General features: G+C 71.3%; 20 protein-coding genes. 7 read left to right on the plus strand and 13 right to left on the minus strand.

All coding sequences use genetic code 11. From position 1 onward, the window contains the following. Positions 1 to 22: 22 nt before the first annotated feature. From FV218_RS00825 to FV218_RS00855, 6 genes are all read right to left on the minus strand, one after another. On the minus strand, positions 23 to 1,291 hold the full coding sequence (locus tag FV218_RS00825) for an arsenic transporter (RefSeq protein WP_147708351.1): 1,269 nt from the start codon (positions 1,289 to 1,291) through the stop codon (positions 23 to 25). A gap of 51 nt (positions 1,292 to 1,342) precedes the next feature. Beyond that, positions 1,343 to 2,467, minus strand: coding sequence for a metallophosphoesterase (locus tag FV218_RS00830; protein ID WP_147708352.1), 1,125 nt, complete (start codon positions 2,465 to 2,467; stop codon positions 1,343 to 1,345). Between the two features lie 11 nt (positions 2,468 to 2,478). Continuing rightward, positions 2,479 to 3,786 carry an MFS transporter gene (locus FV218_RS00835; RefSeq protein WP_147708353.1) on the minus strand — a complete coding sequence of 436 codons (1,308 nt, stop codon included), beginning with the start codon at positions 3,784 to 3,786 and terminating at the stop codon, positions 2,479 to 2,481. Between the two features lie 218 nt (positions 3,787 to 4,004). Beyond that, positions 4,005 to 5,576 carry a formyl transferase gene (locus FV218_RS00840; protein WP_147708354.1) on the minus strand — a complete coding sequence of 524 codons (1,572 nt, stop codon included), beginning with the start codon at positions 5,574 to 5,576 and terminating at the stop codon, positions 4,005 to 4,007. Positions 5,577 to 5,583: 7 nt separating this feature from the next. After that, a complete protein-coding gene (locus tag FV218_RS23040) occupies positions 5,584 to 7,674 on the minus strand; it encodes a WecB/TagA/CpsF family glycosyltransferase (RefSeq protein ID WP_246684932.1) in 2,091 nt (696 codons plus the stop codon). A 2-nt stretch (positions 7,675 to 7,676) separates the two neighbouring features. Next, on the minus strand, positions 7,677 to 9,206 hold the full coding sequence (locus FV218_RS00855) for a GumC family protein (protein ID WP_187272922.1): 1,530 nt from the start codon (positions 9,204 to 9,206) through the stop codon (positions 7,677 to 7,679). Positions 9,207 to 9,755: 549 nt separating this feature from the next. On the opposite strand from FV218_RS00855, the gene FV218_RS00860 reads away from it, so the two are divergent. Further along, positions 9,756 to 10,721, plus strand: a complete 966-nt coding sequence (locus tag FV218_RS00860) for a cupin-like domain-containing protein (RefSeq protein WP_147708356.1) — start codon at positions 9,756 to 9,758, stop codon at positions 10,719 to 10,721. A 14-nt stretch (positions 10,722 to 10,735) separates the two neighbouring features. Next, positions 10,736 to 11,917: a GNAT family N-acetyltransferase gene (locus tag FV218_RS00865; protein WP_187272923.1), complete on the plus strand. Its 1,182-nt coding sequence runs from the start codon at positions 10,736 to 10,738 to the stop codon at positions 11,915 to 11,917. 33 nt (positions 11,918 to 11,950) lie between these two features. On the opposite strand, the gene FV218_RS00870 is transcribed toward FV218_RS00865, so the two are convergent. The 3 genes from FV218_RS00870 to FV218_RS00880 all read right to left on the minus strand — a co-directional run bounded on the left by FV218_RS00870 (position 11,951) and on the right by FV218_RS00880 (position 15,873). Then, complete coding sequence (locus FV218_RS00870; RefSeq protein WP_147708358.1) at positions 11,951 to 13,357, minus strand: oligosaccharide flippase family protein; 1,407 nt, start codon at positions 13,355 to 13,357, stop codon at positions 11,951 to 11,953. A gap of 91 nt (positions 13,358 to 13,448) precedes the next feature. Continuing rightward, a complete protein-coding gene (locus tag FV218_RS00875) occupies positions 13,449 to 14,609 on the minus strand; it encodes a glycosyltransferase (RefSeq protein WP_187272924.1) in 1,161 nt (386 codons plus the stop codon). Positions 14,610 to 14,637: 28 nt separating this feature from the next. Then, positions 14,638 to 15,873, minus strand: a complete 1,236-nt coding sequence (locus FV218_RS00880) for a GGDEF domain-containing protein (RefSeq protein ID WP_187272925.1) — start codon at positions 15,871 to 15,873, stop codon at positions 14,638 to 14,640. Between the two features lie 363 nt (positions 15,874 to 16,236). Here FV218_RS00880 and FV218_RS00885 point away from each other — a divergent pair, with 363 nt between their 5' ends. From FV218_RS00885 to FV218_RS00895, 3 genes are all read left to right on the plus strand, one after another. Continuing rightward, the gene (locus FV218_RS00885) at positions 16,237 to 16,917 is read left to right on the plus strand and encodes an OmpW family outer membrane protein (protein WP_147708361.1); all 681 of its coding nucleotides are present in this window, start codon (positions 16,237 to 16,239) and stop codon (positions 16,915 to 16,917) included. A 97-nt stretch (positions 16,918 to 17,014) separates the two neighbouring features. Next, a complete protein-coding gene (locus FV218_RS00890; protein WP_147708362.1) occupies positions 17,015 to 18,346 on the plus strand; it encodes an aspartate aminotransferase family protein in 1,332 nt (443 codons plus the stop codon). A gap of 140 nt (positions 18,347 to 18,486) precedes the next feature. After that, positions 18,487 to 18,795, plus strand: a complete 309-nt coding sequence (locus tag FV218_RS00895) for a hypothetical protein (RefSeq protein WP_147708363.1) — start codon at positions 18,487 to 18,489, stop codon at positions 18,793 to 18,795. 34 nt (positions 18,796 to 18,829) lie between these two features. Here FV218_RS00895 and FV218_RS00900 read toward each other — a convergent pair whose 3' ends face one another. From FV218_RS00900 to FV218_RS00910, 3 genes are all read right to left on the minus strand, one after another. Beyond that, positions 18,830 to 19,504, minus strand: coding sequence for a GntR family transcriptional regulator (locus tag FV218_RS00900; RefSeq protein ID WP_056088567.1), 675 nt, complete (start codon positions 19,502 to 19,504; stop codon positions 18,830 to 18,832). Positions 19,505 to 19,610: 106 nt separating this feature from the next. Next, positions 19,611 to 21,089 carry a glucose-6-phosphate dehydrogenase gene (gene zwf, locus FV218_RS00905; protein ID WP_147708364.1) on the minus strand — a complete coding sequence of 493 codons (1,479 nt, stop codon included), beginning with the start codon at positions 21,087 to 21,089 and terminating at the stop codon, positions 19,611 to 19,613. Between the two features lie 110 nt (positions 21,090 to 21,199). After that, the gene (locus FV218_RS00910) at positions 21,200 to 22,090 is read right to left on the minus strand and encodes an SDR family NAD(P)-dependent oxidoreductase (protein ID WP_147708365.1); all 891 of its coding nucleotides are present in this window, start codon (positions 22,088 to 22,090) and stop codon (positions 21,200 to 21,202) included. 138 nt (positions 22,091 to 22,228) lie between these two features. Between FV218_RS00910 and FV218_RS00915 the strand changes: the two genes are divergently transcribed. Further along, positions 22,229 to 23,779: a L,D-transpeptidase family protein gene (locus tag FV218_RS00915; protein ID WP_147708366.1), complete on the plus strand. Its 1,551-nt coding sequence runs from the start codon at positions 22,229 to 22,231 to the stop codon at positions 23,777 to 23,779. Between the two features lie 4 nt (positions 23,780 to 23,783). Here FV218_RS00915 and FV218_RS00920 read toward each other — a convergent pair whose 3' ends face one another. Further along, positions 23,784 to 24,197, minus strand: coding sequence for a flagellar biosynthesis repressor FlbT (locus tag FV218_RS00920; RefSeq protein ID WP_056088583.1), 414 nt, complete (start codon positions 24,195 to 24,197; stop codon positions 23,784 to 23,786). 247 nt (positions 24,198 to 24,444) lie between these two features. On the opposite strand from FV218_RS00920, the gene FV218_RS00925 reads away from it, so the two are divergent. Continuing rightward, on the plus strand, positions 24,445 to 26,304 hold the full coding sequence (locus tag FV218_RS00925; protein ID WP_147708367.1) for a flagellar hook protein: 1,860 nt from the start codon (positions 24,445 to 24,447) through the stop codon (positions 26,302 to 26,304). The last annotated feature ends 9 nt before the right edge of the window (positions 26,305 to 26,313 follow it).

The raw sequence follows: 26,313 nt of genomic DNA on the forward strand, positions 1-26,313 counted from the left end.
GGGGGGGTCGGACGAGGGGGGATCAGACCAGGAGGAGGCCGGCCAGAGCCAGGATCAGGGCCGGCGGCATCACCAGGGCCCCGAGCTTGAGGAAGCGCCAGAAGCTCACGTCCTGGCCCTCGCGGCGGATGGCGGTGAGCCACAGGATGGTGGCGAGCGAGCCCGTCACGGAGAGGTTGGGCCCGATGTCGATGCCGATGAGGATGGCGCCGGCGATCCGCTCGGACACGTCCGCCGCCTGCACCGCGGCCCCCGCGATGAGGCCGGCGGGCAGGTTGTTGACGACGTTGGAGAGAACGGCGACGGCGAGGCCGCCGCCCCAGGCCGCCTCGGCCGGGGAAGCCTCGGCGACCCCCTTGAGCCAGGCGACGATCATCGCCAAGACACCGGTCTTCTCCAGGGATTCCACGAGGATGAACAGGCCCGCCACCAGGGGCAGCACGCTCCACGACACGTCCTTGACCACCGCGACGGCGCCGCCGCGCCGGATCGCCAGCACCACCAGGGTGGTGGCGAGGCCGGCGCAGAAGGTCGGCAGGCCGAGTTCCAGGCCGTAGGCGGAGGCGGCCAGCAGCACGCCGGCCGTGGCGACGATGCCGGCGCCCGCGACCTTGCCGGTGCCCGACAGGGCCACGGCCTCGACGTCCCGCGCGACGGTCTGGGATTTCAGGGCGGCGTTCTGGGTCAGGCGCAGGACGAGGTAGGTGGCGAGGATCGCCAGCGCCGAGGGCAGCGCGAAGCGGGCGAGCCACTGGAGCAGCGGCGGCATGTGGGTGGCGTAGACGACGAGGTTGGCCGGGTTCGAGATCGGCAGGACGAAGCTCGCCGCGTTGGCGATGAAGGCGCAGATGAAGAGGTAGGGCAGCGGGTTCTCGACCTTGGCCGCCCTGGTCGCGGCGTAGACGGCGGGCGTCAGCACCACCGCGCAGGCATCGTTGGAGAGGAACACCGTCACCACGGTGCCGACGAGGTAGACCAGGAGGAACAGCCGGGTGGCCGAGCCCCTGGCGGCCCGGACCGCGATGCCGGCCAGCCAGTCGAACAGCCCCTCCTTCCGGGCGACCTCAGAAATCAGCATCATGCCGATAAGGAAGAGGTAGACGTCCGTGCCCTTGCGGGCGCCCTCCCACGCGGTCTCGGGCGAGATCAGCCCAAGCAGGACGAGGGCGGCGGCCCCCAGCACCGCCCACACGGCCTCGGGCCACGCGAACGGGCGCACGATCACCCCGAGGGTGGCGAGCCCGGCGATGATCCAGGTGGCGAGGTGGGGCGTGATCGGCAGGGCGGGCATCGGGGGACCGGTTTCGTCGGAGCGTTCGGAGGGCGGCGGTTCGGCGGGCGCCTACCAGGGCCGGCCGTTGCGGTTGGGACCGAGCTGGGTGCCCAAGAGGCCCTTTTCGGGCCAAGCGCCGAGGGCGTCGGCGTCGCTGCCGAGGCCCTTCGAGGCCGGGATGCCGGCGGCGTCGCGGGTGGGCTCGACGGCATCCGCGTCCGTGCCGCCGGCGGCATCGAAGGCGCGGACCACGAGGCGGCGGGCCCGCGGCCCCCAGGCGATGCGGGCGCGGTGGCGCCGATCGCCCTCGGCCCGTTCCATGGCCTGCCAGGGCCCGCCGTCGACGCTGACCTCGCAGGCGGTCACGGGGGTTTCGCCCAGCACGAGGGCGCGGACCTCGATGGTGTCGCCGACGATGTGCTCGGCATCGGCCGCGTCGTGGGCGAGGCGCCGGTCGGCCGGGGCGGTGACGAGGACGAAAGGCCAGGGCCGGGCAAGTTCCTTGAAGCGCCAGCTCACCACGCCCCGGTCGATGGCGGCCACGGCGTAACCCACCGGCCCCTCCTCGATCTGCCCGGTGGAGCGGGTGGCGGCGAAGACCGTGCGGCCGTCATTGGCGAGTTCGTTGTAGTGGGTGTGGCCCATCTCCACGAGGCGGACCCGCGAGCCCGAGACGAGGTGCGCCACGCGGGTCGCTTCCCCGTCGCCCTTCAGGTCGGCCGGGTAGGTGTGCATGAACAGGGCGCAGTCGAACCCGTCCCGCTCGGCGCCCTGCACTTCGCCCTCGAGCCAGGCGAGCTGGTCCGGCCCGAGGCGGAAGTCGGGACCGCCGGAGCCGGGGCCGCTCATGTCGAGGAACAGGCAGCGCAGGCCCGACACGTCCGTGGCGTAGGGCAGGCGCCGGGCGTCGAGGCCGGCGTAGAAGGCGTCGAGGCCGCCGCCCTCGACATCGTGGTCGCCGGTGATCACGTGGACCGGCAGGGTCAGGCGGTCGAGGCCCGCGCGGACGACGGCGTATTGCGCGGGCGTGCCGTTGTCGGCGTTGTCGCCCGGCAGGTAGACGAAATCGAGCCCGTCGGCGGCGTTGATCTGGTCCACGATGGTGGCGAAGTCGCGGGCGTTGGGCGCGTCCGCGTCGGTGATGTGCAGGTCGCCGATATGGGCGAAGGCGAGGATGTCGTCGCGGGCCGACACGACGATCCGCCTCAGACCGCCGCGGCCGGAAGGGGCGTCGCGCCCCCGCCGGTGGCGCCGCCGCGGCCGGGCTCGTAGCCGTAGGTCTCCGGCATGGCGAAGAGGTAGAGGGCGAAGCCCGCGCCCGCGATGGCGGCCAGCGCCAGGAAGGCGGTGGAATAGCCCGCCGAGACGATGATGACGCCGGCGAGCGTCGCCGAGAGCGCGGCGCCGAGGCCCTGCGCCGTGGCGACGGCCCCCTGTGAGACGTTGAACCGCCCGGTGCCCCGCGTCAGGTCGGCGACCACGAGGGGGAACAGGGCGCCGTAGATGCCGGCACCGATGCCGTCGAGGAGCTGGACGCCGACGAGGTAGAACGGGTTGTCCGACAGGGTGTAGAGCACGCCGCGGACCGCCAGCACGCCGAAGGCCGCGAGGAAGATCGGCTTGCGGCCGATGGCGTCGGCCTTGGCGCCGACGAACACGGCGACCGGCACCATGACGAGCTGCGCCGCCACGATGCAGATGGCGATGAGCGAGGTGGCGTTGTCCTTCCCCGACAGCTTGGTCAGCAGCTGGCCCACGGAGGTCAGCATGGCCGCGTTGGAGAGGTGGAACAGGGCGGCGAGGACGGCGAACAGGACGAGGTACTTGTTCTTCAGGAGCGCGGTGAAGCCCGAGGGTTCCTCGTCGGCATCGGATTTCGTCTCGGTCGTGCTGTGATCGAGGCCGCGGGCGAGGTCGTCGTCGATGGCGTCGGCCGGCACCATCAGCATGGCGCCGATGCTGCAGAACGCCAGGACCGCCATGAGCCAAAACACCACGATGGGCCCGAAGAAGTAGGCGGTGCCGCCCGCGATGGCCGCCGAGGCGGCGTTGCCGGCGTGGTTGAAGCCCTCGTTGCGGCCGATGCGCTTGGCGAACATTTTCGGGCCGACGACGCCCAGGGTGATGGCGGCCAGGGCCGGCGGGAAGATCGCCCCGGCGATGCCGGCCACCGACTGGGTCGCAGCGACGAGGTAGAAGTTGGTGATGAACGGCAGCAGCAGGCAGCTCGCCGTCACCGCGATGGCCCCGGCGATGACCACGGCGCGCTTCCGGCTGGTCCGGTCGATGAGGGCGCCGGCGGGCGTCTGCGCGATGAGGCCGGCGATGCCCGCGATGGTCATGATCAGGCCGGTGGTGGCCTCGTTCCAGCCCTGGTCGGGCCCGCGCACGGCGATGAGGTAGATGGCGAGATAGGGCCCGAGGCCGTCGCGCACGTCGGCGAGGAAGAAGTTCAGGGCGTCGAGGCCGCGCAGCGAGCGGGCCGAGGGCGCGCGCACGGCGGCGCCGTTCATCGTTGGCTCGGACACGTTGAGCCCTTCCTGACGTCGCGGACGTCTTGAGATCGCATAGGGTGCGCGGACCCGTCCCGCGCCGGCGGACATCCGCCCGGCCAAGCCTGATCCAGCGGACCGGCAATCCCGGGGCGCGCGCGCCGGTTCCGAAACGGCGGGATTAAATTATCGTGTGTTTCGTGGAGGACGGGACCCGCGGCGGGGGCCTTCGCTCTGCATTACGAATACGGCCGCCGCCGCCAGTAACGCGGGGACGATCCCGAGCCGTCGATGAACTCGAACGCGTCGGTCCGGTTCAGGGTGTGGAGCCGGTTGCCGGGAAAGCCGGGGCCGGCGCGGAGGGTGGTCTCCACGGTCTGGGCGTAGCCGCCGTCGTCGAGGCGGTCGATCCGCGCCAGGGCCAGGGCCGCGCCGTAGCCGCGCCGGCAATCCTGCACCGGGCGGATCAGGGCGCCGTCCCGCGCCACGATGCGCCCGGCCGGGCGCGCGGCGGCGAAATCGATGAGGACGGGGTTGCGCGGATGCGGGGTCCACGGCCCGCGGAAATCCGGCGCCGACCACAGGTGGAGGGCATCGGAATAGGCGCCGCGTGCCGCGCGCTCCGGCTGCCCGAGCCCCTGTTCGCGCACGGTGGCGAACAGCCACCACCGGCCGCCGTGTTCGAGGAGGGTGGCGTCGCTCGCGGTCACGCCGGAGACCAGGGTCGCCTGCTTGACCCAGCCGCCCGGGAAGGCGGTGGCGCGGTAGAGATCGACGGTGCCGGCGGCCCCGCTCTCGGGGATCATCCAGTGCGCGCCGTCCCGTTCGAACACGAACGGGTAGGACAGGTGATGGGGCTCCTCCAGCACCGGCACCGGCACGCCCTCGGGGCCGTCCGGGCCGAAGGCGACGGCGGAGATGACGCCCCGGCCGGTGGCGTGGGGATACTCTTCCACGAACAGGATGGTGCGGCCCCCGTGCACGATGGGGAACGGGTCGGCGTAGAAGCGCAGACCGTCATCGGGCAGGTCGTGCCAGCCGTGGTCGGGCAGGCGGCGCAGGTCGATGAGGTCCGGCCCGGCGAGGTGACGCCAGCCGACGCGCCAGTGCGGGGTCCGGTAGCCCAGGCGGTGCAGCCGCGCCGCCACCGTGCGGGCGAGGATCGTGACGGCCCGGAGGCCGATGGTCGCGCGGGACAAGCTGATCGGGGGCGGAGCGTCTGCGCACACCGGCCATCCGCAGGCACCGGCTCCTTCCCCGATTCCCTCGCCCACGAGGGCCGACCGGATCAGATCGACGGTGCGCACGAGGCCGTCCTCGAACGCGGCCCGCATCACGGTGAGGGATTCGGTGCCGAGGCGCCCGGCGGCGACGACCCGCTCCCCCTCCACGAGGGCGGCGACGGGCGTCCGCCCGGCGAGGAGGGATGCGAGGAGGCCGGCCTCCCCGCAGGTGCCGTCGAAGGTCAGGCGCCAGACCCGCAGGCCCGGCGCCGGGGCGACGTCGCCGCACAGGTCGAGGACGAGGCCGGGCTGCCCGAGGTCGACCGGGCCGAAGTCCGGATAGGCCGCGAGGGCCGCCAGCGGCACGGGCGCGGACGGGCCGTCGCCGGGCAGGCGCCGCAGGCGGGCCTCGACGGCGAACAGGAGTGCGGCATTGGCGGGCAGCCCACCGGGCCCCGGTGACCGCGCGACGAAAAGGTCGACGCCCGGCAGGGCGGCCAGGGCCTCGAGGAGGCGCAGGTGCCAGCGGCGCGGCGCCCGCCCGTCCAGGCGCACGCCGACCCGGACGGGCTTCGTTCCATCCCGCATGGGCGGCTCAGGCCGCGGTCGCGGGCACGTCGACGGGGGCGGCGCGCCCCTGGACCGCGCGGTGCCGGGCGAACAGCCGGTTCATCTGCACGGTCACCGCGTAGGGCGCCGCCTTGGCGTGGATCGCCGCCGGATCGAGGTGGCCGAGGCGGATGCCGTTCCACAGGCCGGCGAAATGCTCCGCCATGAGGGCCGCCGAAGTCTCCGTATCGGCGCCGCGCTCCACCAGGAAGCCGCTGGTTCCGGCCACGATGAGCCCGTCGAATTGCGGCAGGCGGATCGCGCCGAACGGGCGGCCGCTGGCGAGGCCCTCCAGGAGGAAGCACGGCATGCCCTCGAAGAACGAGGTCAGGATGCCGGCGTGGCACAGGGCCATGATCCGGGCGACGCCCCGCGCGTCCTGGAAGCCGTGGCGCACGGTGATGTCGCTCACGGCCGCGAATTCGGGGAACCGCGTCGGATCGCTGGCGCCGACGTAATGGAGTTCGACCTTGCCGCCGAGGCGGGTGCGCAGGGCCGCCACGGTGGCGAAGATGAGGGCCGGGTCCTTGAACGCGTCGAGGCGCCCGGCGAAGACGATGCGGAACACCCCGTCCCCGCAGGCGAAGGGGTGGGGCGAGAACAGGGCCGTGTCGACGGAGACGGTGAGCACCTCGGCCTTGGGCAGCGCCTTCGGGAACTCCTTCGCGATGCGGGCGACGATGGCGGGGTTCACGCAGAAGATGCCCGTGGCCCAGCGCAGGGCGAGGCGCTCGCCGAGCGCGTGGAGGTACCAGTACGACTTGATGAGGGAATCCATTCGGTCGCCCCGGCTGCCCTCGCCGTGGACCATCTGGAAGGCGGGCAGGCCCAGCAGGCGCGCCAGGGGCGCGAACTCGAAGCGGTGGAGGTCGGCGGTGGCGGGCCCCGGCCCGATGGCGCGCCGGATCGCCCGAAGGTGGCGCAGGGCGCCGAGGACGTAGTGCAGGGTGATGGACTGACCCAGGCTTTTCGCCGCGTGGTTGACGTCCTGCGCCCGGATCCGCGCCACGGGCAGGAAATCGATGGTGCGTCCCTCGACGACGAGGGTGCGGACCTCGCCCAGGGTGCAGTCGCCCACCTCGTCGGTGCCGACGAACAGCACGGAGACATCCGCCGGATGGTGGGCCAGGATCTGGCGGATATGGGTCTCGATGCCGCCGACCTTCGCGCCGCGCGGGTCCATGGTGTACATGAGGCAGATGCGGGCGCGCGACGGCTCGGGCGCGCTCCCACCCTCCTGCACATCGCGAAAACCGAGGGCCCGCAGGGCCGGCTCGACGACGCTCAGGCGGGCGAGCAGGCCGGCGCAGCGCGCGTAGCGGCCGCCCAGGGCCTTCGGGGCATGGGCCAGGCGCCACAGCCATTCGAGGCGGGCCGCCCGGACGGGGCGCGGCGCCCGCACCTGCCTCCCCGACAGGAAATCGAGGGCGGCCCCGATGCAGACGAGGCCGAGCCCGGAATGCCGCGCGGCAGCGCGGGCCGCGAACAGCTCCTGCTTGGGCGCGCCGAGGGCCACGAAGACGAGGCGGGCGCCGGAGGCCGCGATCCGGTCGGCATCGGCGTCGGCCTGCGGCGACAGGGGGTCGAACCCGAAGGCGGGCGCGTGCCAGCCGCGGATGTCGAGGCCCGGACTCGCCGCGCGCAGGGCGGCGGCGGCCCCGGCGAGGCTCTTCTCCGTGGCCCCGAACAGGTAGACGGGCACGCCATCGGCGGCGGCGGCGGCGCACAGGGGGGCGACGAGGTCGGCCCCGGTGGTCACCCGGACGGCCTCCCCGCCCCCGCCGCCCCGGCGGGCGAGGCGGGCCACGGGCCAGCCGTCGGCACTGACAAGGGTCGCCGACCGGTAGGCGGCGCGGAAGCCCGGATGGGCGCGCAGCTTGACGAGGTGATCGAGGTTCAGGGTGAAGAAGGTGAACCCGCGTCCCGCGGCGGCGCGCTCCCGCACGGCGGCCACGGCCCCGGCGGAATCCGCGACGTTGACGAACTGCCCGTCGATGCGCGGGGGAGCGCCCGGTGCGGGCGGGATCGGGGCCATCGTCAGGCTTGCCTCGTGCAGGGCGGATCCGGGGGGCGGCATGCTCAATACCTCACCGAGGATCGGGACGGGCGCGGCGCGGACGCACCGGCGTGCTGGAAGGCCGGACCGGCTTCCGTCGATCCGGGGAAGGGCAGGCCGCGCCCGACCCCCGCGCGCCGCACCGCCACCGGCCGGCGGTGGCGCAGGATCGCCACCACGAGGCTCGCCGCCACGGCGAAGGCGAGGGCGATGAGCAGGACCGCCCGGGTGTTGGGGCTCGATGGCTTGGCCGGCGCGATGGCCGGCGCGATGATGCGGGCCACGGGCGTGTCGACGCTGTCCTGGGCCAGGTTTCCGTTGGCCTTGAGGAAGCGCAAGTAGATGGCGCGCGCCGCCTCCACGTCCCGCTCCAGTTCGCGCAGGCGCACGATGGACTGGTTGGTCTGGTTCGCCTCGCGGTTCTGGTCGTCGACCTGGCGCTTGAGCAGGGTCTCGTTGGCCTGCGCGATGGTGACTTCGCCGCGCTGGGTCTCGGCGATCCGGCGCAGTTCGGCGGCGATGAGGGAGCGGATGCCGGCGAGTTGCTGGCCGACCTCCTGGAGGGCGGGGTGGCGCGCGCCCAGGGTGGTGCCGAGGGTGTCCTGCTGGCGCCGGATGTCGGCGTATTGCAGGCGCAGCTGCTGGATCACCCCGGATTTGGCCGCGTCCCCCGTGGCGCCGGGATCGCCGGTCTTGAGGGCCCGCTCGGTCTCGGCAAGGCGGGTGCGGGCGTCGAAGGTCTTGAGCTGGGCCTTGGCGAACTCGGCGTTGACCGTCTCGAGCTTCTGCTCGCTCACCAGCCGGCCGTTGGCGCTGACGATGCGGGCCTGGGTCTTGAACGTCTCCACCCGCGCCTCGGCGTCGTGGATCTTGTCGCCGAGTTCGGCCAGGCGCCGGTCGATCCAGACGCTCTCGGCGCTGGAGGCCTTCGACTTCGTGTCGATCTGATCGTCGATGAAGGCCTTGGCGACGCCGTTGGCGAGGCGCGCGGCGGTGTTCGGATCGACGGACCACGCCTCGACCTCGAGGATCAGGGTGCGCTCCGAGCGGCGGACCACGAGGCGCTCCGCGAGCGCTCCCGTCGCCGCCTGGGCCTGGGCCTCCGCCGTGGGGGGCGGCCCCGTCGGGGCCTCGGCGCGCAGGCCGACCATCTGCCTCAGGCGCTGCAGCAGGCCGGGGCGGCCGCTGCCGAATTCGGGATTTCGGGTCAGCTGCTCGGCCTCCACCACCCGGCCCAGGACCGCCGGCGACGCGATGAGCTTGGCCTGGCTCTCCAGCACGCTCGCGTCGATGGATTGGCGCACGCCCGAATCGGCGCTGAGGCTGGTGCCGCCGCGCGGGTCGAGGAGCAGGGTCGCGGCGGTGCGGTAGAGGGGCTGGGCGAGGCTGAGATAGGTGACGGCGGCGGCGAGGACGAGGGCGGAGACCAGGATCATCGCGACGGCCTGCTGCCGCAGGATCGCCCCGAGTTCGCTCAAGGTGACGAGGTCACCGGACTGCCGCCGCTCGACGGGACCGTCCGGGGGCTGGGTGGTAGGCATGTCGAGGCTCACGTCTCGCGCTCCGTACGGCGTTCGCTCCGTCCCGCTCCGGAGCAGGGACGGCGGACGACGACCGACGACAGCAAGTGCCGCGCCGGTCATGCCGATTTGGTCTGGACCCTAGGCGCGGGACCGTTTCCGAAACCCTTCATCGCGTGACGAAAACGGCCGTTGCGACCAACCTGTGGATAGCATCGCGCGGGAATGCTCGCTTTAGGGAATCGACCTTAAACATCGGCGCACACGAGACCGGTCCTCGATCACCCGTTGTCTTGAGGAATCGATCTCTCCATTCGATTAAGACGCTGTTATCCATGCGGGCAGCGCCGCACGACAGGACGCAACCTGGATGTCTAGGCTCACATCGGGCCCACGGCTTGCCTGGCACGTCCCCATCGCACGCACGGCATCGGCCGGGCGCCCCGAAACGGCACAAGGCGTCCCACCCATGGAACGACGGGACCCGGAATGAACGGTCGACCCGCCCCATCCGGCCGGTCCCGCCGCCAGACTGACGACACCACCCCTTCACACGCCGCCCCACCCGCACACGAGGATGTCATGAGCGCGACGCAGAACCCCGTCTTCACCGACTGGACGCCCCAGCACGCGGAGCTGTTCAAGCATCAGCCCCTGCGGCTGGCCCACCGCCTGCACGAATCGCCCCTGTTCTCCCGCGCGGCGCTGGCGAGCCTCATCGAGAACTATCCGCGCAAGTCGTACAACCTCGTGCACATGGGCCCGGCCGGCCAGCGGCGCCTGTGGCGCGAGGGCGAGATCGGCGACCTGTCCGGCACCGAGGTGATCGACGCCATCGAGAACGGCCGGATCTGGATCAACCTGCGCGACGTGCGCAAGATCGACCGGCGTTACGACGAGCTCCTCACCGGGGTGTTCGACGAGCTCAAGCAGCGCATGCCGGACTTCGACACGGAGAACCAGGGCATGGGCATCCTGATCTCCTCGCCGAAGGCGCAGGTGTACTACCATTGCGACCTGCCGGGTCAGGCCCTGTGGCAGATCATGGGCCGCAAGCGCCTGTACCTCTACCCGAACACCCCGCCGTTCCTCCAGCCGCACGACCTCGAGGACATCGCCCTGTTCGGGCACGAGATCGATATGCCGTACCAGCCCTGGTTCGAGGAGCATGCCACGGCCTACGACCTCGAGCCGGGGCAGATGATGCACTGGCCCCTCAACGCGCCCCACCGCGTCGAGAACTTCGACTGCCTCAACGTCTCGATGACGATGGAGTACTGGACGCAGGAGATCCGCCGGAAGCACATCGTCAATGTCGGCAACGCGATCCTGCGCAGCCGTCTCGGGGTGACGCCGAAGAGCCGCGCCACCGACGGGCCGGGCTTCCTCGCCAAGGCGGTGATGCAGAAGGCCCTCAAGAACCGCAAATGGACCATGCGCGGGGCCGAGAAGAAGGGCCGTCCGCCGGTGGATTTCCGCCTCGACCGCGCGCGGCTCGGGCAGATCGTCGATCTGCCCAAGACCGACGCGTCCCCGGCCGCGGTCTGAGGCCCGGAAACACCATGTCCCTCGCCCTCCCCCTTGAAGCGACCGCGGGCGACGCCCGCGCGCTCGCCTACGATGTCGCCATCGCCGAGGACTGGGCGACGGTCGAGGACCTGTGGCGCCCCCTGATGGAGGCGGGCGTCGCGTCGCCGTTCCAGGACGGAGCCTGGCTGCGGACGTGGTACGCCACCTTGGGCGCGTGCCCCCACGTGACGCCCCTCCTCGTCACCGTGCGGGAGGCGGGCACGGGGCGGATCGCGCTGGCCCTGCCCTGGGTGCTGGAGCGCGCCGGCGGCCTGCGGGTCGTCGGCTTCGCCGACGGCGGGATCACCGACTACAACGCCGCCCTCCTCGGCCCCGCCGCCCCGTCCGGGCCCGGGGCCTGGGCCGGGATCGCGAAGGCCGTGCGGGCGGCCCTGCCGCCGGCCGACCTCCTGCGCCTGACCAAGCTCGTCGGCCCGGTCGCCGGATGGCCGGGCGCCGTCCCGACGTCCCTGAACGGCAACCTCATCCGCATCGACGGCCCGTGGGAGGCGTTCCAGCGCGGCCTGCAGCGCACCTTCCGCAAGGAGATCGAGCGCAGCGGGCGGGTGTTCGCGCGCCACGACGGTGCGGCGTTCCGGCAGATCCACGACCGGACGGAGGGCGCCGCCATCCTCGACGCCCTGGAGCGGCTCCAGCGCGGGCGCATCGCCGACCTCGGCCTGCCCTACGTCCTCGACGATCCCGCCATCGCCCGGCATTACCGCATCCTGGTGGAGCGGGGCCTGCACGACGGCAGCGTGGTGCTGACGGCGCTGACCGCCGGACACGAGGTGGTGGGTGCCCTGCTCGGCCTGCGCACGGGCGAGCACTACGCCATGGTGCGCCTCGCGGCGGCCGGCGGCGAATGGCGCAACGCCTCGCCGGGGCGCCTCCTCATCGCCCGGACCATGGAGCACCTCCATGGACAGGGCGCGCGCACCTTCGACTTCACCATCGGCGACTACGAGTACAAGCGGCGGTTCGGCGTCGTGTCCGTGCCCCTGGCGGGCGTGCTCGCCCCCCTCTCCGCCCGCGGGCTCGTGCCGTGGGGCGTCGAGGGCGCCCGGCGCGTGGCCCGGACCCAGCCGTGGATCGTGGCCCTGCGCCGCCGGCTGAGCGCGGCCGGGACGAAACCCGGCCCCGCCGCCCCTCTGCCGGGCGGCGAGGACGGCTGAGGGCGTCTGCGCCCTGATCGGACCGGGGCGGGCTCAGGCCGGCTGCCGACGCTCGGGCCAGTCCTCGCGGAACAGCAGGGCGAGGACGGCGAGATAGAGGGTGCCCGCCCCCGCGATGGCGGCCACCAGCACGAGCCAGCCGGGGTTCGGCGGCATCCAGGCCAGGGGCACGAGCATGATCCCGGTGGCGAGGGCGATCCGGGCGACGGGCCGGGCCGGCACCCGCAGGCCCTCGCGGTAGGCGGCGCCGAAGCAGGCCAGAAAGCCGACGGCGCTGCCGGCGAGGCACCCGAGGCAGGCGCCGAGGAGGCCGCCGGCGAGGAGCCCGACGGTGCAGCCCGCCAGGGTCGCGGCGCTCTCCACGAGGGTGACCTTCAGGAGGATGCCGGGCTTCTCGCGCAGGAGGAACACCTGGTCGGCGCAGTGGACGCGGACGTTGCGCACGGCCGCCGCCAGGGCCGCCACCGGCAGGAGGACGCGGGTCATCTCCCGGAACTCGGCGCCGATGAGGAGGTCGACCAGGGCCGGCGTCAGCCAGATCACCCCGGCGGTCGCCGGCACGACCACGGCCAGCAGGAAGATGCCGTTGCGCGCCACCTGGGCGTAGGCTTCGGCCGGGCCGCCCTGCTCCATGCGCCGCACGGCCAGGGGAAACGCGGCGGCCGTCACCAGCATGGCCGCCACGGAGAGCAGGCGCTGGCCGAGGCCCCAGCCGACGGAGAGCAGGCCGACGGCCACGGCCCCGTCGAGGCGCTCGACGATCACCCGGATGCCGTTCACCGAGGCCCAGGCGATGCTGCCGCTCACGAGGAGCGGCGTGCTGTAGGCGAGGGCGACGCGCACGATTCCCGTGTCGAGGCAGATGGCGCCGGTGTGGGGCAGGCGCAGCCACAGGATCGGCAGCACCGCGGCGTGGGCGAGGGCGAAACCCGCGAGCACCGCGGTGGCCGAGTTCTCGGCCCGGGCGAGGACGACCGCCAGGGCGAAGCCCGCCACGGGTCCGGCGGTCTGCGCCAGGGTGTAGATTCCGATGGCGCCGCCGGCCCGGGCGCGTTCGGCCAGGTGCGTCGTCAGGGTGCGGCTGATGGTGAAGCCGAGGGCGGCCGCGAGGAAGCCCGGCGTCAGGGGCGCGGTGCCGGTGGCGAGGACCGCCCAGGTCACGCCGATCTGGAGCCCGGCGCTGATGAGCAGCACGGCGTTCTCGTGGGCCGCCTGTCCGGCGCGGCCGTCGGTGCCGAGGGCGGCGCCGTAGCGCAGGACGTAGGCCGACCACCAGGCGAGGCAGAGCTGGAACACCAGTTCCTGCAGGGCCATGACCAGGGCGACGATGCCGTACTCGGCCGGTGGCAGCCAATGCGTCCAGGCGACGACGGCGGCGAACTGCGCCACGGGCCCGATGAGCTGGGCCGGCAGATACCGGAGGGTGTGGCTCAGGAGCACGGGGCGCCTCGTGGCACGGAGGGGGCGAACGCAGCCCGACCCTGGCCCGAACCGTCCTTAGAAGCCGTGAACATCCCAGCCATGAACGCCGTCACGGCCGGGCGGGGCCGTCGAGGAAGCCATCGAGGAGGCCGTCGAGGAGGCCGTCGAACAGGGCCTCGTAGCCGGCCACGGCCGCCGCCACCGAGAACAGGGCCGCCCGGGCGACCCGTGGGGCGGGGGGACCGGGCTCGTCGAGCATGCCGTCGATGGCGGCGGCCAGCGCCGCGGCATCGCCCACCGGCACGAGGGCGCCGAAGCGTCCGCCCTCCAGAATCTCCACCGGCCCGTCGCAGGCCGTCGAGGCCACGGGCAGGCCGTGGGCGAGGGCCTCGACGAGGACGTTGCCGAACGCCTCCGCCCGCGACGAGGCGGCAAAGCACGCCGCCTCCCGGTAGAGCTGCCACGGCCGCTCGACGTGGCCCGCCAGGGTGACGCGCGCCGACAGGCCGAGGTCGCGGATCAGGGCCTCCAGGGCCGGACGCTCGGGCCCCTCGCCGACGAGGACGAGCTCGGCGTCGGGCCGGACCAGCGCGAAGGCGCGCAGGAGCGTCGAAAAGTCCTTGGCCGGGGCGAGGCGTCCGACGGCGAGGACCCGGCGGGGACGGGCGCGGAGTTCGGCGGCATCCCGGGCCGGCACGGCGGCGTCCACCTCGACGGGGTTGTGGAGGCGCACCGACCGCCCCGGCACGGCGCCGACCGCGGCGACATAATGCGCCATCAGCCCGTCCGAGACGAAGACCGAGCGGGCGGTGAGGCGCGCCAGCACCGGCGTGGCGGCGTTGCCGAGGCGGCTGAGGCGCTGCGGCTCGCTCTGGGGATGGCCGTGGAACGAGAGGACGGCGTGGCGCCGCCGCCCGGCGAGGCCGGCCGCCACCGCGTGCTTCAGGTTCGAGACGCCGAGCGCCGAGAGCGACACGTCCGGCCTGTCCCGCGCGAGGTGGCGGGCGAGGCGCGCCACCGCGACGGCGTGGTTCCTGCCCAGGGCGAGGAGGCGCACGCGCGGGTCGAGGCCGGCCTCCGGGCCGTTGGCCTCGTGGTCGTAGGCCAGCGTCACCGCATGGCCCCGCGCGGCGAGGGCCGAGGCCAGCAGCGCCCACACCCGCTCGGCCCCGCCGCCCGTCACCGCGTGGGTGTAGAACAGCAGGGACCGGCGGCGCGGCGCCGCCGCGATGCCCCCGACCCGGTCCTCGTCTTCGACGCCCGGCGCCATCCGCGATCCTTCCATGGGCCGACCGACGTCAGGCGAACGCCGCGTCGTCGCATCGGGTCTGTACGCCGTCCTCCTGTACATCGTTCTTCGGCACGCCGTCCGGCAACGCAGCCGCGGGGGCAGAACAGACCCGGTTACGGCCGCCGGACTTGGCCGCATAGAGCGCGGCATCGGCCCGCTGCACGGCCTGCTCGAAGTCGTTGTCGTTCGGGTCCATCGTGGTGATGCCGATGCTGATCGTCACGGCGAGGGCGCCGGTTCGGAGGGAAAACGGCTCCTCCGCGACGCTTGCCCGCAACCGTTCGGCGACGGCGGCGAGTTCCCGCTGCGTCGCCCCCGGCAGCACGACCAGAAACTCCTCGCCGCCCCAGCGGGCGACGAGATCGGTGCCCCTAAAGGCGCTGCACATCCGTTTCGCGAAGGCCATCAGAATACGATCGCCGCCCTCGTGGCCGTGCGCGTCGTTGATGACCTTGAAGTGGTCGATATCGGCGATGAGGAGGCCGGCCGACGGATATCCGTCCCGGTCCGCGAAGCGCTGGTGCAACGCCTCCGCCAGCCCCCGCCGATTGTAGAGCTCCGTGAGCGGGTCCGTCTCGGCGATCCGGACGAGGCGGCGGTTGGCCCGCTCGGCCGTCATGGCGACGTAGCCGAAATAGACGAAGACGCCGGCGACCTGATCGAGGATGAGGGAGGCCCGCGCGCTCTCCGCCGAAGCGATCGGCCGGTCGGTGCCGAGCAGCATCCCGATGGAGAGCAGGAGGATCAGGGCGTAGGCCCCGAAGGCCACGGCCTCGATGTACTGGGACCAGAGCCGTGCGACGCCCGGCATCCTGCGGAAGCTCTCGTAGGACGTCAGGGCCGCCACGGCGGAGCAGTTGGCGAAGACCGCGGCGAGCGCGAACCGGGTCGAGAGACCGGTGGCGAGCACGATGGGATAGAGGACGGCCGGCAGGACGGCGAGGAACGCGCCGAGCCCGATCTTCACCGGCCGTCCGAAGAAGCTGCGGAACCCCGTCCAGGACAGGACCAGGCTCGCGCCGTAGAGCCAGTAGATCACCATCGTGACGGGGACGGACGGCAGGGTCTCCGGCGGAACGCCCATCATGATGAACGACCCCGCCATCGAGGCCGCCATGGCCCCCATCCAATGCCACAGGAAGATCTGGCCGCGTTGGCTCAGGGCCATCACGAGGAAGACGATCACGTAGGCGCAGCGGCTGGTGGCGCTGGCAAAATGCAGGGTGGCGAGATCGAGGAACATCGGGTGTGCTTCTTTCGGCCGCCGACCGATATAGCCGCACGGACCGTCGCGGCTGCCGGACATTGCTGCAGCAGAGACCCTAATACGCTGCCGCGCCGACCTCGCGAAATCGCGGCGGCCCTTGATATTTCCCACTCACGATTAACCAAACGTCAAACGATCGCATATGTCAGATGATACACACTATATATCACGACCAACAGCTTCGGAGATTGCAATTTTCGTAAGATTTATCCGTTACGCATTCGAGGGCGCTCGAAGAGTGGCGTCCCGTGCGGCATCCGTTTCGCACGACCGACCGCTGCACGTTCCAGAAGCGCCGACGCCCATCCGCCGGGACACGTTTTCCGAAGGCCTCACCTCATGTCGAAGTTCGAGACGTCCCTGATCGCAGCCCTCGTCGGCCTTTGCGCGGTCCCACCGGGGTCCGGATCGTCCTACGCGGCGGAGCCGCCCGGTCCGGCGGCGGCCCCCACGACGGTCGGCCTGCGGGCGGGGGACTGGCTCGTGCACGGCCGGCTCGTCGGGATGATCCCGACGGAGCGGACCTCCCGCATCGATCCCATCGGCGGCCGCGTCGACACGCCGGCCGCAATCCTGCCCGATTTCGACCTGTCCTACTTCCTCACGGATCATCTCTCCGTGTCGGGCCAGGCCGGTCCGGTCCGCAACCGTCCGGTGATCCGGGGCTCCCTCGTCGGCGACGTCGCCGTCGGATCGATCTGGAACGCCGTCGTCTCCAGCGTGGTGCGGTATCATTTCCTGCCGGACGCGGCCTTCAATCCCCACCTCGGCGTCGGCGTCAGCGCGATGATGCCCATCTCGGTCGATCCGGCCCCGGGAATACCGACCTTCAAGGTGGCGTCGCTGATCTGCCCGGTGCTCCAGGTCGGGTTCGACTACCACCTCACCGGCAACTGGTTCGCCAACGCCATGGTCAAGTACGTCTTCGTCCCGCCGCAGACCTACGAAATCGCGGGGATGAAGGCCAATACAGATCTGAACATGGTCATCGTCGGGGCCGGCCTCGGCTACCGCTTCTGAGACCGTCGCACGGTGGTCGCGAGGACGGGGGCGGTGCGAAAAAGCTTGTTCGCAGGTGCGAAGCCGGGTCAACTCCGCCGGACAGGAGAGGACCCGCATGCCCGCCACCGCGAACGCCCCCGGACTCGACGCCTACTGGATGCCGTTCACCGCCAACCGGCAGTTCAAGGCGGCGCCGCGCCTGTTCGCGTCGGCGCAGGGCATGCACTACACGACCACGGACGGGCGTGACGTCCTCGACGGCACGTCCGGCCTGTGGTGCGTCAATGCCGGGCACGGGCGGCGCGAGATCGCCTCCGCCGTGGAGCGTCAGCTCACCACCCTCGACTTCGCGCCGTCGTTCCAGATGGGCCACCCCATCGCCTTCGACTTCGCCGAGCGCCTCGCCGCCATGGCGCCGGGCGGCCCCGACGCGCATCTCGACCGGGTGTTCTTCACGGGCTCGGGCTCGGAATCCGTGGACACCGCCCTCAAGATCGCCCTGGCCTACCAGCGCGCCATCGGCCAAGGCACCCGCACCCGGCTCATCGGGCGCGAGCGCGGCTATCACGGCGTCGGCTTCGGCGGCATCTCGGTGGGCGGCCTCGTCAACAACCGCCGGGTCTTCCCGCTCCTGCCCGCCGTCGACCACCTGCGCCACACCCACGACCTCGACCGGAACGCCTTCGTGCGGGGCCAGCCCGAGCACGGGGCGGAGCTCGCCGACGACCTCGAGCGCCTCGTCGCGCTCCATGGGGCCGAGACCATCGCGGCCTGCATCGTCGAGCCCATGGCCGGCTCCACCGGCGTGCTGATCCCGCCGAAGGGCTATCTCGAACGCCTGCGCGCCATCTGCACCCGCCACGGCATCCTGCTGATCTTCGACGAGGTGATCACCGGGTTCGGCCGCCTCGGCACGCCCTTCGCCACGGATTATTTCGGCGTGGTCCCGGACCTCGTCACAACCGCCAAGGGTCTCACCAACGGGGCGCTGCCCATGGGGGCGGTGTTCGCGGCGCGCACCGTCCACGACGCCCTGATGCACGGGCCGGAGGGCGCCATCGAGCTGTTCCACGGCTACACCTATTCGGGTCATCCGGCGGCCTGCGCGGCCGGGATCGCCACCCTCGACATCTACGCCCGCGAAGGGCTTCTCACCCGCGCCGCCGGCTCGAGCGAGACCTGGGCGGAGGCGGTGCACGGGCTGGCAAGCGCCCCCCACGTCATCGACATCCGCAGCCTCGGCCTCGTCGCCGGCATCGAGCTCGCGCCCCGCGAGGGCGCACCGGGGGCCAGGGCCTACGAAATCTTCGTCGACTGCTTCGAGCGCGGCCTGCTGGTGCGGGTGACCGGCGACATCGTCGCCCTGTCGCCGCCCCTCATCGTCGAGGCCGGACAGATCGACGCCATGGTGTCGATCCTGGGCGACGCCATCGCGCGGGTCGCCTGAGCGTCTCCCCCGAAACGCCCGCGGCACCGCCGTGTCCGGGGTCGTAAGCGACCGCGTTTACCATCGGTTTACCCTGGCGGCCGTGAATGGTGGCCGGAGGTCGCCCGCTCGGGCAGGCTCTCCGCCTTCGGAGGCGCCCCATGTTTCCCCTGATGTTCGTCGCCATCGCCGCCGGCCTCGGCACCGCCGCCGCCGTCGCGCCCACCAGCGTGGCGCTCGCCGTGATCACCGCGCCCTTCGGCGGCAGTCTCGCCGCCCTCGCGACCGCGTTCTATCTCGCCCGCCGGAACGACGCGGCGGGCGAACGCCGGCCGGCCGACCTGCGCGACCGGACGGATTCCATGGTGGCGGCCCTGCGCGGCCTCGAAGCCCAGGGCCGCGCCGAACCGCACCGCTCCCACCGGCGGCGGGCGTCGGGCAAGGCCGGCCCCGGCCGGCACGTCGCCTAACGGGAACGTCGCCTGAGACCGGCCGGAGCCGGGATCAGTCGGCCGCGGCGAAATTCTCGGTGATGATCGGGGTCCGGGCGCGGATATGGGCCCGCATGAGGACCGCGAACGCCTCGCCGTCGCGGGCGCGCAGGAGTTCGATCATCCGCTCGTGCTCGGACACCGCCCGCGCCCACTGCTCCGGCGTCTGGTGGACGGCGTAGCGCGAGCGCTGGATCCGGCCCGACAGGCTGGCGTAGATGCCGCCCAGGGTGGCGTTGCGGCTCGCCGCCATGATCGCGTCGTGGATCGCGCGGTTGAGGCCGAAATACGCCCCCTCCTCCCCGGCCTTCCAAGCGGCCACCATGGCGAGGTGATCGCGCTCGATCCCGGCGATCTCCTCGTCGGTGATGCTGCGGCAGGCGAGATCGGCGGCCGTGGCCTCCAGCCCGGCGATGACCTCGATCATCTCCTCGATCTCGGATTGCGACAGGCTCGCCACCCGGGCGCCGCGATTGGGCAGGAGTTCGAGCAGACCTTCCGTCGCCAGGATCTTGATGGCCTCGCGCAGGGGCGTGCGCGAGATGCCGAAGCGCTCGGTCAGCTCGCCCTCGTTGATGCGGGCCCGCGGTTCGAGTTCGCCGGACCGGATGAGATCACGCATCCGATCGACGACTTCGTCGTGAAGGTAGCGCCGGTTGATGCCGATGCCCGGCTCGATCTTGTTCATCGGTCAACAGTTCTGAAAAATCGCGTGGCCTATACTTCCGTTGTAGGAGTCGACCGCGCGGGTGTCGAGGGACGGCCGCCAGCAAGCGGGCGGCCGTCCGGTCCCGTCAACGCACTTCTTCGTGCCAGGTGCGTCCATCCCGCTCGATGAGGGCGATGGCGGCGGTGGGTCCCCAGCTTCCGGCCGGATAGGGCCGGGGCGGCTCGGGCCGGTCGGCCCAAGCCTTGAGCAGGGAGTCGGCCCAGGCCCAGGCGACCTCGACCTCGTCGCGGCGCATGAACAGGGTGGCGTTACCGCGGACCACGTCCATGAGCAGGCGCTCGTAGGCATCCGGGTAGCGCTGCTTGAACGTCTCCTCGAAGGAAATGTCGAGGTTGGTCGGCCTGAGGCGCATGCCGCCGGGGCCGGGGTCCTTCGTCATGACCTCGAGCTTGATCCCCTCTTCGGGCTGGAGCCGGATGACGAGGCGGTTGGGCTCGCGCCCGAACGCCTCCGTGGGAAAGATCGAGAACGGCGAGGCGCGGAACTGCACCACGATCTCGGACAGCTTCTGGGGCAGGCGCTTGCCCGTGCGCAGGTAGAACGGCACCCCGGCCCAGCGCCAGGACTGCACCTCGAGCTTGAGGGCGACGAAGGTCTCCGTGCGGCTCTGGGCGTCGGCGCCGAGATCCGTGCGGTAGCTCTCCACCGGCTGGCCCGACACGGCGCCGGCGGCGTACTGGCCGCGCACGGTCACGGTCTGGACGTCATGCGGGGTGATGGGCTTCAGGGCGCGCAGCACCTTCAGCTTCTCGTCGCGCACGGAATTGGCGTCCAGCGACAGGGGGCTCTCCATGGCCATGAGGCAGAGCAGCTGGAGCATGTGGTTCTGCACCATGTCGCGCAGGGCCCCCGACGTGTCGTAGTACCCGGCCCGGCCCTCGACGCCGACGGTCTCGCCCACGGTGATCTGGACGTGGTCGATGACGTCGGCCGTCCACAGGCGCTCGAAGATGGTGTTGGCGAACCGCAGGGCCAGGAGGTTCTGGACCGTCTCCTTGCCGAGGTAGTGGTCGATGCGGAAGATCTGCTCTTCGGGAAAGACCTTACCGACGGCGTCGTTGATGGCGCGGGCCGATTTCAAATCCTTGCCGATGGGCTTTTCCAGCACGACGCGGGATTTTTCCCCGATGAGCCCGTGGGCGGCCAGATTCTGGCAGATGGAGCCGTAGAGGTCGGGCGAGGTGGCGAGGTAGTAGGGCCGCACCTGGTCGGGCCGCTCGGCGAGCTTGGCGGCGAGGTCCGCCCAGCCGTCGTTGCCGGCCCCGTCCACGGCGACGTAGTCGAGGTGGTCGAGGAACGCCGCGAGCCTGTCCTCCACCACGTCGCTCGCGGGCACGAAGCGCTTGATGGCGTCGCGGGCCCGCTCGCGGAACGCCTCGGCGCTCATCTCCGAGCGCGAGGCGCCGATGATCCGGCTGGTGCCGGGAATCTGTCCATCCTTGAACCGGTAGTAGAGCGCCGGCAGCAGCTTGCGCGTGGTCAGGTCGCCGGTGGCGCCGAACACGACGCAATCGAAGGAGGCGACGGGGATGATGGTGGCCAAGGGCGGCTCCCGGGGTTCGGTTCACGCGTGGGTCCGCGGGTCGTGGAGCGACCGACGAAGCGCGGCGTCAGGCTTAGCCTTCAAGCAAGAGCTTCGCCAGCGGGCGGGGCCTACCCCTCCATGAAGGCCTTGAACGGCTCCGAAAACTCCGGATGCCAGCGCGACAGGGCCGGGCGGTTCGCGATGACGTCGCCGGCGGCCCAGGCGATGCGGCGCTCGTCCTGCGCGCGGGTGGTCTCGTTGTCGGGGCAGAGGATGTAGAAGTCGCCCCGCGCCATGCGGGCCAGGAGGATGTCCACGGTCTCCTCCGGCGTCCAGGCGCCCTCCGGCTTCGTCGCGACGCCGCGGGCTTTCGTCAGGCCGGTATAGACGAAGCCCGGAATCAGGAGGTGGGCGCTCACCTGCGCCCCGTCCCGGCTCCGCAGGTCGTGGGCCAGGGCCTCCGTCACCGCCTTCACCCCCGCCTTCGAGACGTTGTAGGGCGTGTTGCCCGGCGGCGTGGTGATGCCCTGCTTCGAGCCGGTGACGATGATCGCACCCGGTTCGCCCCCGTCGATCATGGCCGGCGCGAAGGCGTGGACGCCGTTGATCACGCCCCACAGGTTGGTGTCGAGGATGCGGCGCCAGGTGTCGGCGTCGGAGAACAGGTTTCCGCCGGCCTCGATGCCGGCGTTGAGCATGACGACGGCCGGCGGCCCGTCGGCCGAGGCGGCGTCGCGCAGGGCTTCCATCGCGTCGCGATCGCCCACATCCGTGGGCAGCGCACGCACCGTCCCATTCCCGGCGGCGGCCACGGTGGCGCGCGCCCGATCGAGGGCGTCTCCGGGGAGATCGGCGAGCCACACGTTCATGCCCGCGGCGGCGAAGCGCATGGCGGCGGCGCGCCCGATGCCGCTCGCGGCGCCGGTGACCACGGCGGTGCGGCCGGCCCGGAGGGCGGGATGCCGGTTCGGGGCTCGATGGGTGGAATCCTGGTCGCGAGTCTTCTGGTCGTTCGCCATGCCCGTCCCTCCGATGTGCGGTTTCGCGCATGACGTAGGGCGGGCGGCCGCCGGCGTCAGGCGCGCGTGCGGGCCGGCAGGGGAATGGTAACCAACGCCCCGCATGGTCGGGGACACTTGCCGCTTCGGGGATCCGCGATGCTTTCGCGCCACATGCTCTTCGTCACCGCCCTGTGCGCGAGCCTGTCACCCATGGCCCTGGCCCAGGCCGAACCGGCCGCGCCCGTGCCGCCGAAGGCCGTGCCGAAATCCGAGGCGCCGAAGGAGATTTCGAGGGAAACCCCGAAGGCCGAGGCCCCGCGCCTCGACCCGCTGGCGGCCTCCGCCCCGGCGACGCCCGCCGTGCAGGCCATCGTGCCGGCGGGCACGCCGACCGCCGAGACCCTGGCGAAGGACGCCGCTCCGAAAAAATCGCGCGAGCTGCCGCCCCTCGTCGTCGCCCGGGTCTCGGCCGATCCGATGCCGACGCTCAGCCCCGCCACCTTCCTCGACACCCTGAAGATGGCCGACCGCTACCAGGCCATGGCGGATGCCGGCGGCTGGGCGAGCCTGCCGCCCGGCCTCGTGGTCAAGCCCGGCGCCCGCGACCCCGCCATCCCGGCGCTCAGAAAACACCTCGCCCTCGTGGGCGATCTCCCCGCCGACGCGCCGGCCTCTGACCTCCTCGACGCGCCCCTGGCGGCGGCGGTCAAAAGCTTTCAGGCCCGGCACGGCCTGCCCGAGACCGGCCTCATCGGCCGCCAGACCGTGGCGGCGCTGAACGTGCCGGCGGCCACCCGCCAGCGCCAGCTCGCCGCGTCCGCCGCCCGGCAGATCGGCTCGACCTTCGCCTTCGGCGACCGCTACGTGGTGGTGAACATCCCGTCGGCCACCGTCGAGGCGGTGGAGCGCGGCACCGTGGTGCGCCGCTACGTCGCCGTGGTCGGCAAGCCCGACAAGGCGACGCCGCGTATCGAGGCGCGCATCACCGACGTCAACCTCAACCCGACTTGGACCCTGCCGGTCTCCATCATCAAGAAGGAGATCATCCCGAAGATGCGGAAAGACCCCGGCTACCTCGCCCGCGAGCGCATCCGCATCCTCGGCCCCGGCGGCGTCGTGGTCGACCCGACCACCATCGACTGGGCGAGCGAGAAGGCGGCGAACTACACCCTGCGGCAGGATTCCGGCCTCGACAATTCCCTGGGGCAGGTCCGCATCGACATGCCGAACAAACAGGCGGTCTACATGCACGACACGCCGTCGAAATCCTTGTTCGCCCGCGAGGTGCGGTTCCACTCCCACGGCTGCGTGCGGGTGGCGCAGGTGAAGGAGCTCGCCGGCTGGCTGCTCGAGGGCACGCCCGGGCCCAATGGCGGCGCCTCGACCTGGGGGCCCATGGAGATCGAGAGCCACATCGCCACCAACGAGCGCCTCGACATCAAGCTGCCGAAGCAGATCCCCGTGACCTTCGTGTACCTGACCGGCTACGCCACCCCCGACGGCCGCGCGCATTTTCGCGACGACATCTATGGCATCGACAGCCCGATCGCGCCGATGCCGGAGGTGGCGACCACGGGCTCCATCACGCCGCGCCCGACCCTCAAGCCCGCGCCCGCCCAGGTGATGCCGGCCAAAGCCGCGCCGCCCCGGGCGACGGGGCTCGTGCCCCCGGGCCTGATCCCCAACGTCGCCGCATCCGCGCGATAGGCGATCAGCCCCCCTCGCCGGTCCCGGCCGGCGGGGCGAGGCGGTCGCTTAGGGCTTGCTCGTACTGGATCAGGTCCTTGCAGCGCTTGAGCGCGCGGTAGAGCTCGCGCCCGGCGACGAAGTCGTGGATGTCGCGGATGTACGGCTTCATGGTGGGCACCGCCTCCATCAGGGCGTTGGCCTGCCGGATGAAGAGATCCTCGGCCTCGGGCGTCGGCTCGGCGAGGTACAGCACCGTCAGGGTGAGGTAGAGGCGCTTGCAGGCGGTGTCGGCCTCGCTCTCGAGGATGATGTCGCTCTCGCGCAAAAAGTTCGTCACCGTCTCGATGACGAACGAGGAACGCCGCGATCCGTTGCGGATCGCGGTCCCGCCGATCAGCAGGCGCTCGAACGGCTTCAGCTCGATCTTGAGGGGCATGAGGTCTCGCGGGGGTTGCGGTCTGCGGCCATTCTTCCCCCCGCATGGTTAACGGGTTCTAAACGCGGCTCGGGCGGCACCCAACTAACCAATTGACCGGTTTATACTTTTCTTGAATTGCATAAGATCCGCCCATTCCAGAACAGGGAGCGTTCATCACAACATTTAACAGGATCGCAAGGGGAGTGTGGTCCTGTGGCGCTGTCTCCAAAAACGGAGACGCACCGATCAGAATGGATCGAACCTCATGTCCTCCGGCATCACCCTCTCGGCCGCGACCCGCCAGAACCTGCTCTCGCTGCAGGGCACCGCGGACCTTCTCTCGACCACCCAAAACCGCCTTTCGACAGGCAAGAAGGTCAACTCGGCCCTCGATTCGCCGGTCAACTTCTTCACCGCCCAGTCGCTGAACTCGCGCTCGTCCGGCATCTCGAGCCTTCTCGACGGCATCAGCAACGGCATTCAGACGATTCAGGCCGCCTCCAGGGGCATCACCAGCCTGACCAAGCTGACAGACCAGCTGAAGTCCACCGCCCAGCAGGCCCTGTCGGCCACCTCGGCGTTCACCGCCAAGGCCAGTCTGACGTCGAAGGCCCTCAACGGCGCCGTCGACACGAACCTGCTCTCGACCGGTCCCACCGAGGCTCTCGGAGCCGTTCCCTCGCTGGTCGGCGCGGGTGCCGCCCAGGTGACCACCGGCGCCGTGACCACTCTCGACGATCCCACCATCCTCGCCCTGACCGGAAGCAAGACCCTCAAGGTCGACGGCGTCGATCTGAACCTGGATTTCGATGGCACGATCACCAACCAGACCACCCTGTTGAACAGCATCAACACACAGCTGACGGCGGGCGGTTCGGCGGTCCAGGCGACCTTCGCGACGAACACCCTAGTTCTCTCGGGCACGGCAACGAGCGGCAAGTTCGTGGTGGGGGCCAGCCAGGGGGCCACCGACCTCCTCGGCGCGGCCACCTCGACGGTAGCTTCGGTCACGGCCGCTAACGTCACGGGATCGACGAAGGCCACCGCGCTGGGTTTCGCCGATGGCGACTCGTTCAGCGTCAACGGCGCGTCCGTGAGTGTGTCCAAGACGGACACGCTCGACACCCTCGCGCAGAAAGTCGTCTCCGCCACCAAGGGTGATGTCAGCGCGACCTTCGACCCGACGGCCGACAAGTTCACGTTCAAGGCGAAGGACGCCAAGACCGCCGTTAATCTTGCGAACGGCTCGACGGCGACGTCCCTCGTGGCGAATCTCGGCTACGGCACCACTTCGCAGTTCGCGGCCGGCAAAGGCGCCAACGGCTCCACGGCGGACCTGAACAACAAGGTCCTGTCCGTCACCGTCGGCTCGGGTGCGACTGCGAAGACCACGGCCCTGACCTTCGGCACAGGGGCGGGCCAGATCTCGACGTTGGATCAGTTGAACGATGCGCTCGGCTCCGCCAATGCGCAGGCGTCCATCGATGGAACCGGAAAGCTGTCCATTTCCACCAACAACGATGCAGGCTCGCAGCAGCTGACCCTCGGTGGCAGCGCAACGGGTGGTGCGAACTCGTTTCTGACGACGGCCGCCACCGCGACCATCGGCGGCGACGGCCTCACCGCCCGCAACAAGCTCGTCACCGACTACAACAACCTCCTGACCCAGATCGACCAGCTCTCGAACGACTCGAGCTTCAACGGCGTCAACCTGCTGAAGGGCGACCAGCTCAAGGTCTCGTTCAACGAAGCCCAGAGCTCGTCGATCACCGTTCAGGGCAAGGCGACGAGCTCGGACACCCTCGGCCTCAAGGCGGTGACCACCGACAACTTCAAGGACAACGCCTCCATCAACGACGTGTTCAGCTCGATCCGTTCGGCCGCCAACAACCTGCAGTCGCAGTCGGCGACCTATGCCTCGAACCTCTCTGTGGTCCAGAACCGCCAGGACTTCTCGAAGAACCTGATCAGCGTCCTCGACACCGGCTCGGCCAACCTGACGAACGCGGACCTCAACGAGGAAGCCGCCAACTCCCAGGCCCTGTCGACCCGCAACTCCCTGGCGATCTCGGCGCTGGGCCTCGCCAACACGGCGCAGCAGGGCATCCTGCAGCTGCTCCGCTAAGACATACGC

Origin of the sequence: Methylobacterium sp. WL69 (assembly GCF_008039485.1) — a bacterium.
In the GTDB taxonomy this organism is placed as follows: domain Bacteria; phylum Pseudomonadota; class Alphaproteobacteria; order Rhizobiales; family Beijerinckiaceae; genus Methylobacterium.

Excerpts from the sequence above, each read along its gene's own strand:
- FV218_RS00895 (WP_147708363.1), top strand. The coding sequence starts at position 18,487 with ATGTTTCCCCTGATGTTCGTCGCCATCGCCGCCGGCCTCGGCACCGCC.
- FV218_RS00865 (WP_187272923.1), top strand. The coding sequence starts at position 10,736 with ATGTCCCTCGCCCTCCCCCTTGAAGCGACCGCGGGCGACGCCCGCGCG.
- FV218_RS00880 (WP_187272925.1), bottom strand. The coding sequence starts at position 15,873 with ATGTTCCTCGATCTCGCCACCCTGCATTTTGCCAGCGCCACCAGCCGC.
- FV218_RS00835 (WP_147708353.1), bottom strand. The coding sequence starts at position 3,786 with ATGAACGGCGCCGCCGTGCGCGCGCCCTCGGCCCGCTCGCTGCGCGGC.
- FV218_RS23040 (WP_246684932.1), bottom strand. The coding sequence starts at position 7,674 with ATGCCGCCCCCCGGATCCGCCCTGCACGAGGCAAGCCTGACGATGGCC.
- FV218_RS00910 (WP_147708365.1), bottom strand. The coding sequence starts at position 22,090 with ATGGCGAACGACCAGAAGACTCGCGACCAGGATTCCACCCATCGAGCC.
- FV218_RS00825 (WP_147708351.1), bottom strand. The coding sequence starts at position 1,291 with ATGCCCGCCCTGCCGATCACGCCCCACCTCGCCACCTGGATCATCGCC.
- FV218_RS00920 (WP_056088583.1), bottom strand. The coding sequence starts at position 24,197 with ATGCCCCTCAAGATCGAGCTGAAGCCGTTCGAGCGCCTGCTGATCGGC.
- FV218_RS00890 (WP_147708362.1), top strand. The coding sequence starts at position 17,015 with ATGCCCGCCACCGCGAACGCCCCCGGACTCGACGCCTACTGGATGCCG.
- FV218_RS00915 (WP_147708366.1), top strand. The coding sequence starts at position 22,229 with ATGCTTTCGCGCCACATGCTCTTCGTCACCGCCCTGTGCGCGAGCCTG.
- FV218_RS00875 (WP_187272924.1), bottom strand. The coding sequence starts at position 14,609 with ATGGCGCCGGGCGTCGAAGACGAGGACCGGGTCGGGGGCATCGCGGCG.
- FV218_RS00885 (WP_147708361.1), top strand. The coding sequence starts at position 16,237 with ATGTCGAAGTTCGAGACGTCCCTGATCGCAGCCCTCGTCGGCCTTTGC.
- FV218_RS00900 (WP_056088567.1), bottom strand. The coding sequence starts at position 19,504 with ATGAACAAGATCGAGCCGGGCATCGGCATCAACCGGCGCTACCTTCAC.
- FV218_RS00860 (WP_147708356.1), top strand. The coding sequence starts at position 9,756 with ATGAGCGCGACGCAGAACCCCGTCTTCACCGACTGGACGCCCCAGCAC.
- FV218_RS00925 (WP_147708367.1), top strand. The coding sequence starts at position 24,445 with ATGTCCTCCGGCATCACCCTCTCGGCCGCGACCCGCCAGAACCTGCTC.
- FV218_RS00840 (WP_147708354.1), bottom strand. The coding sequence starts at position 5,576 with ATGCGGGATGGAACGAAGCCCGTCCGGGTCGGCGTGCGCCTGGACGGG.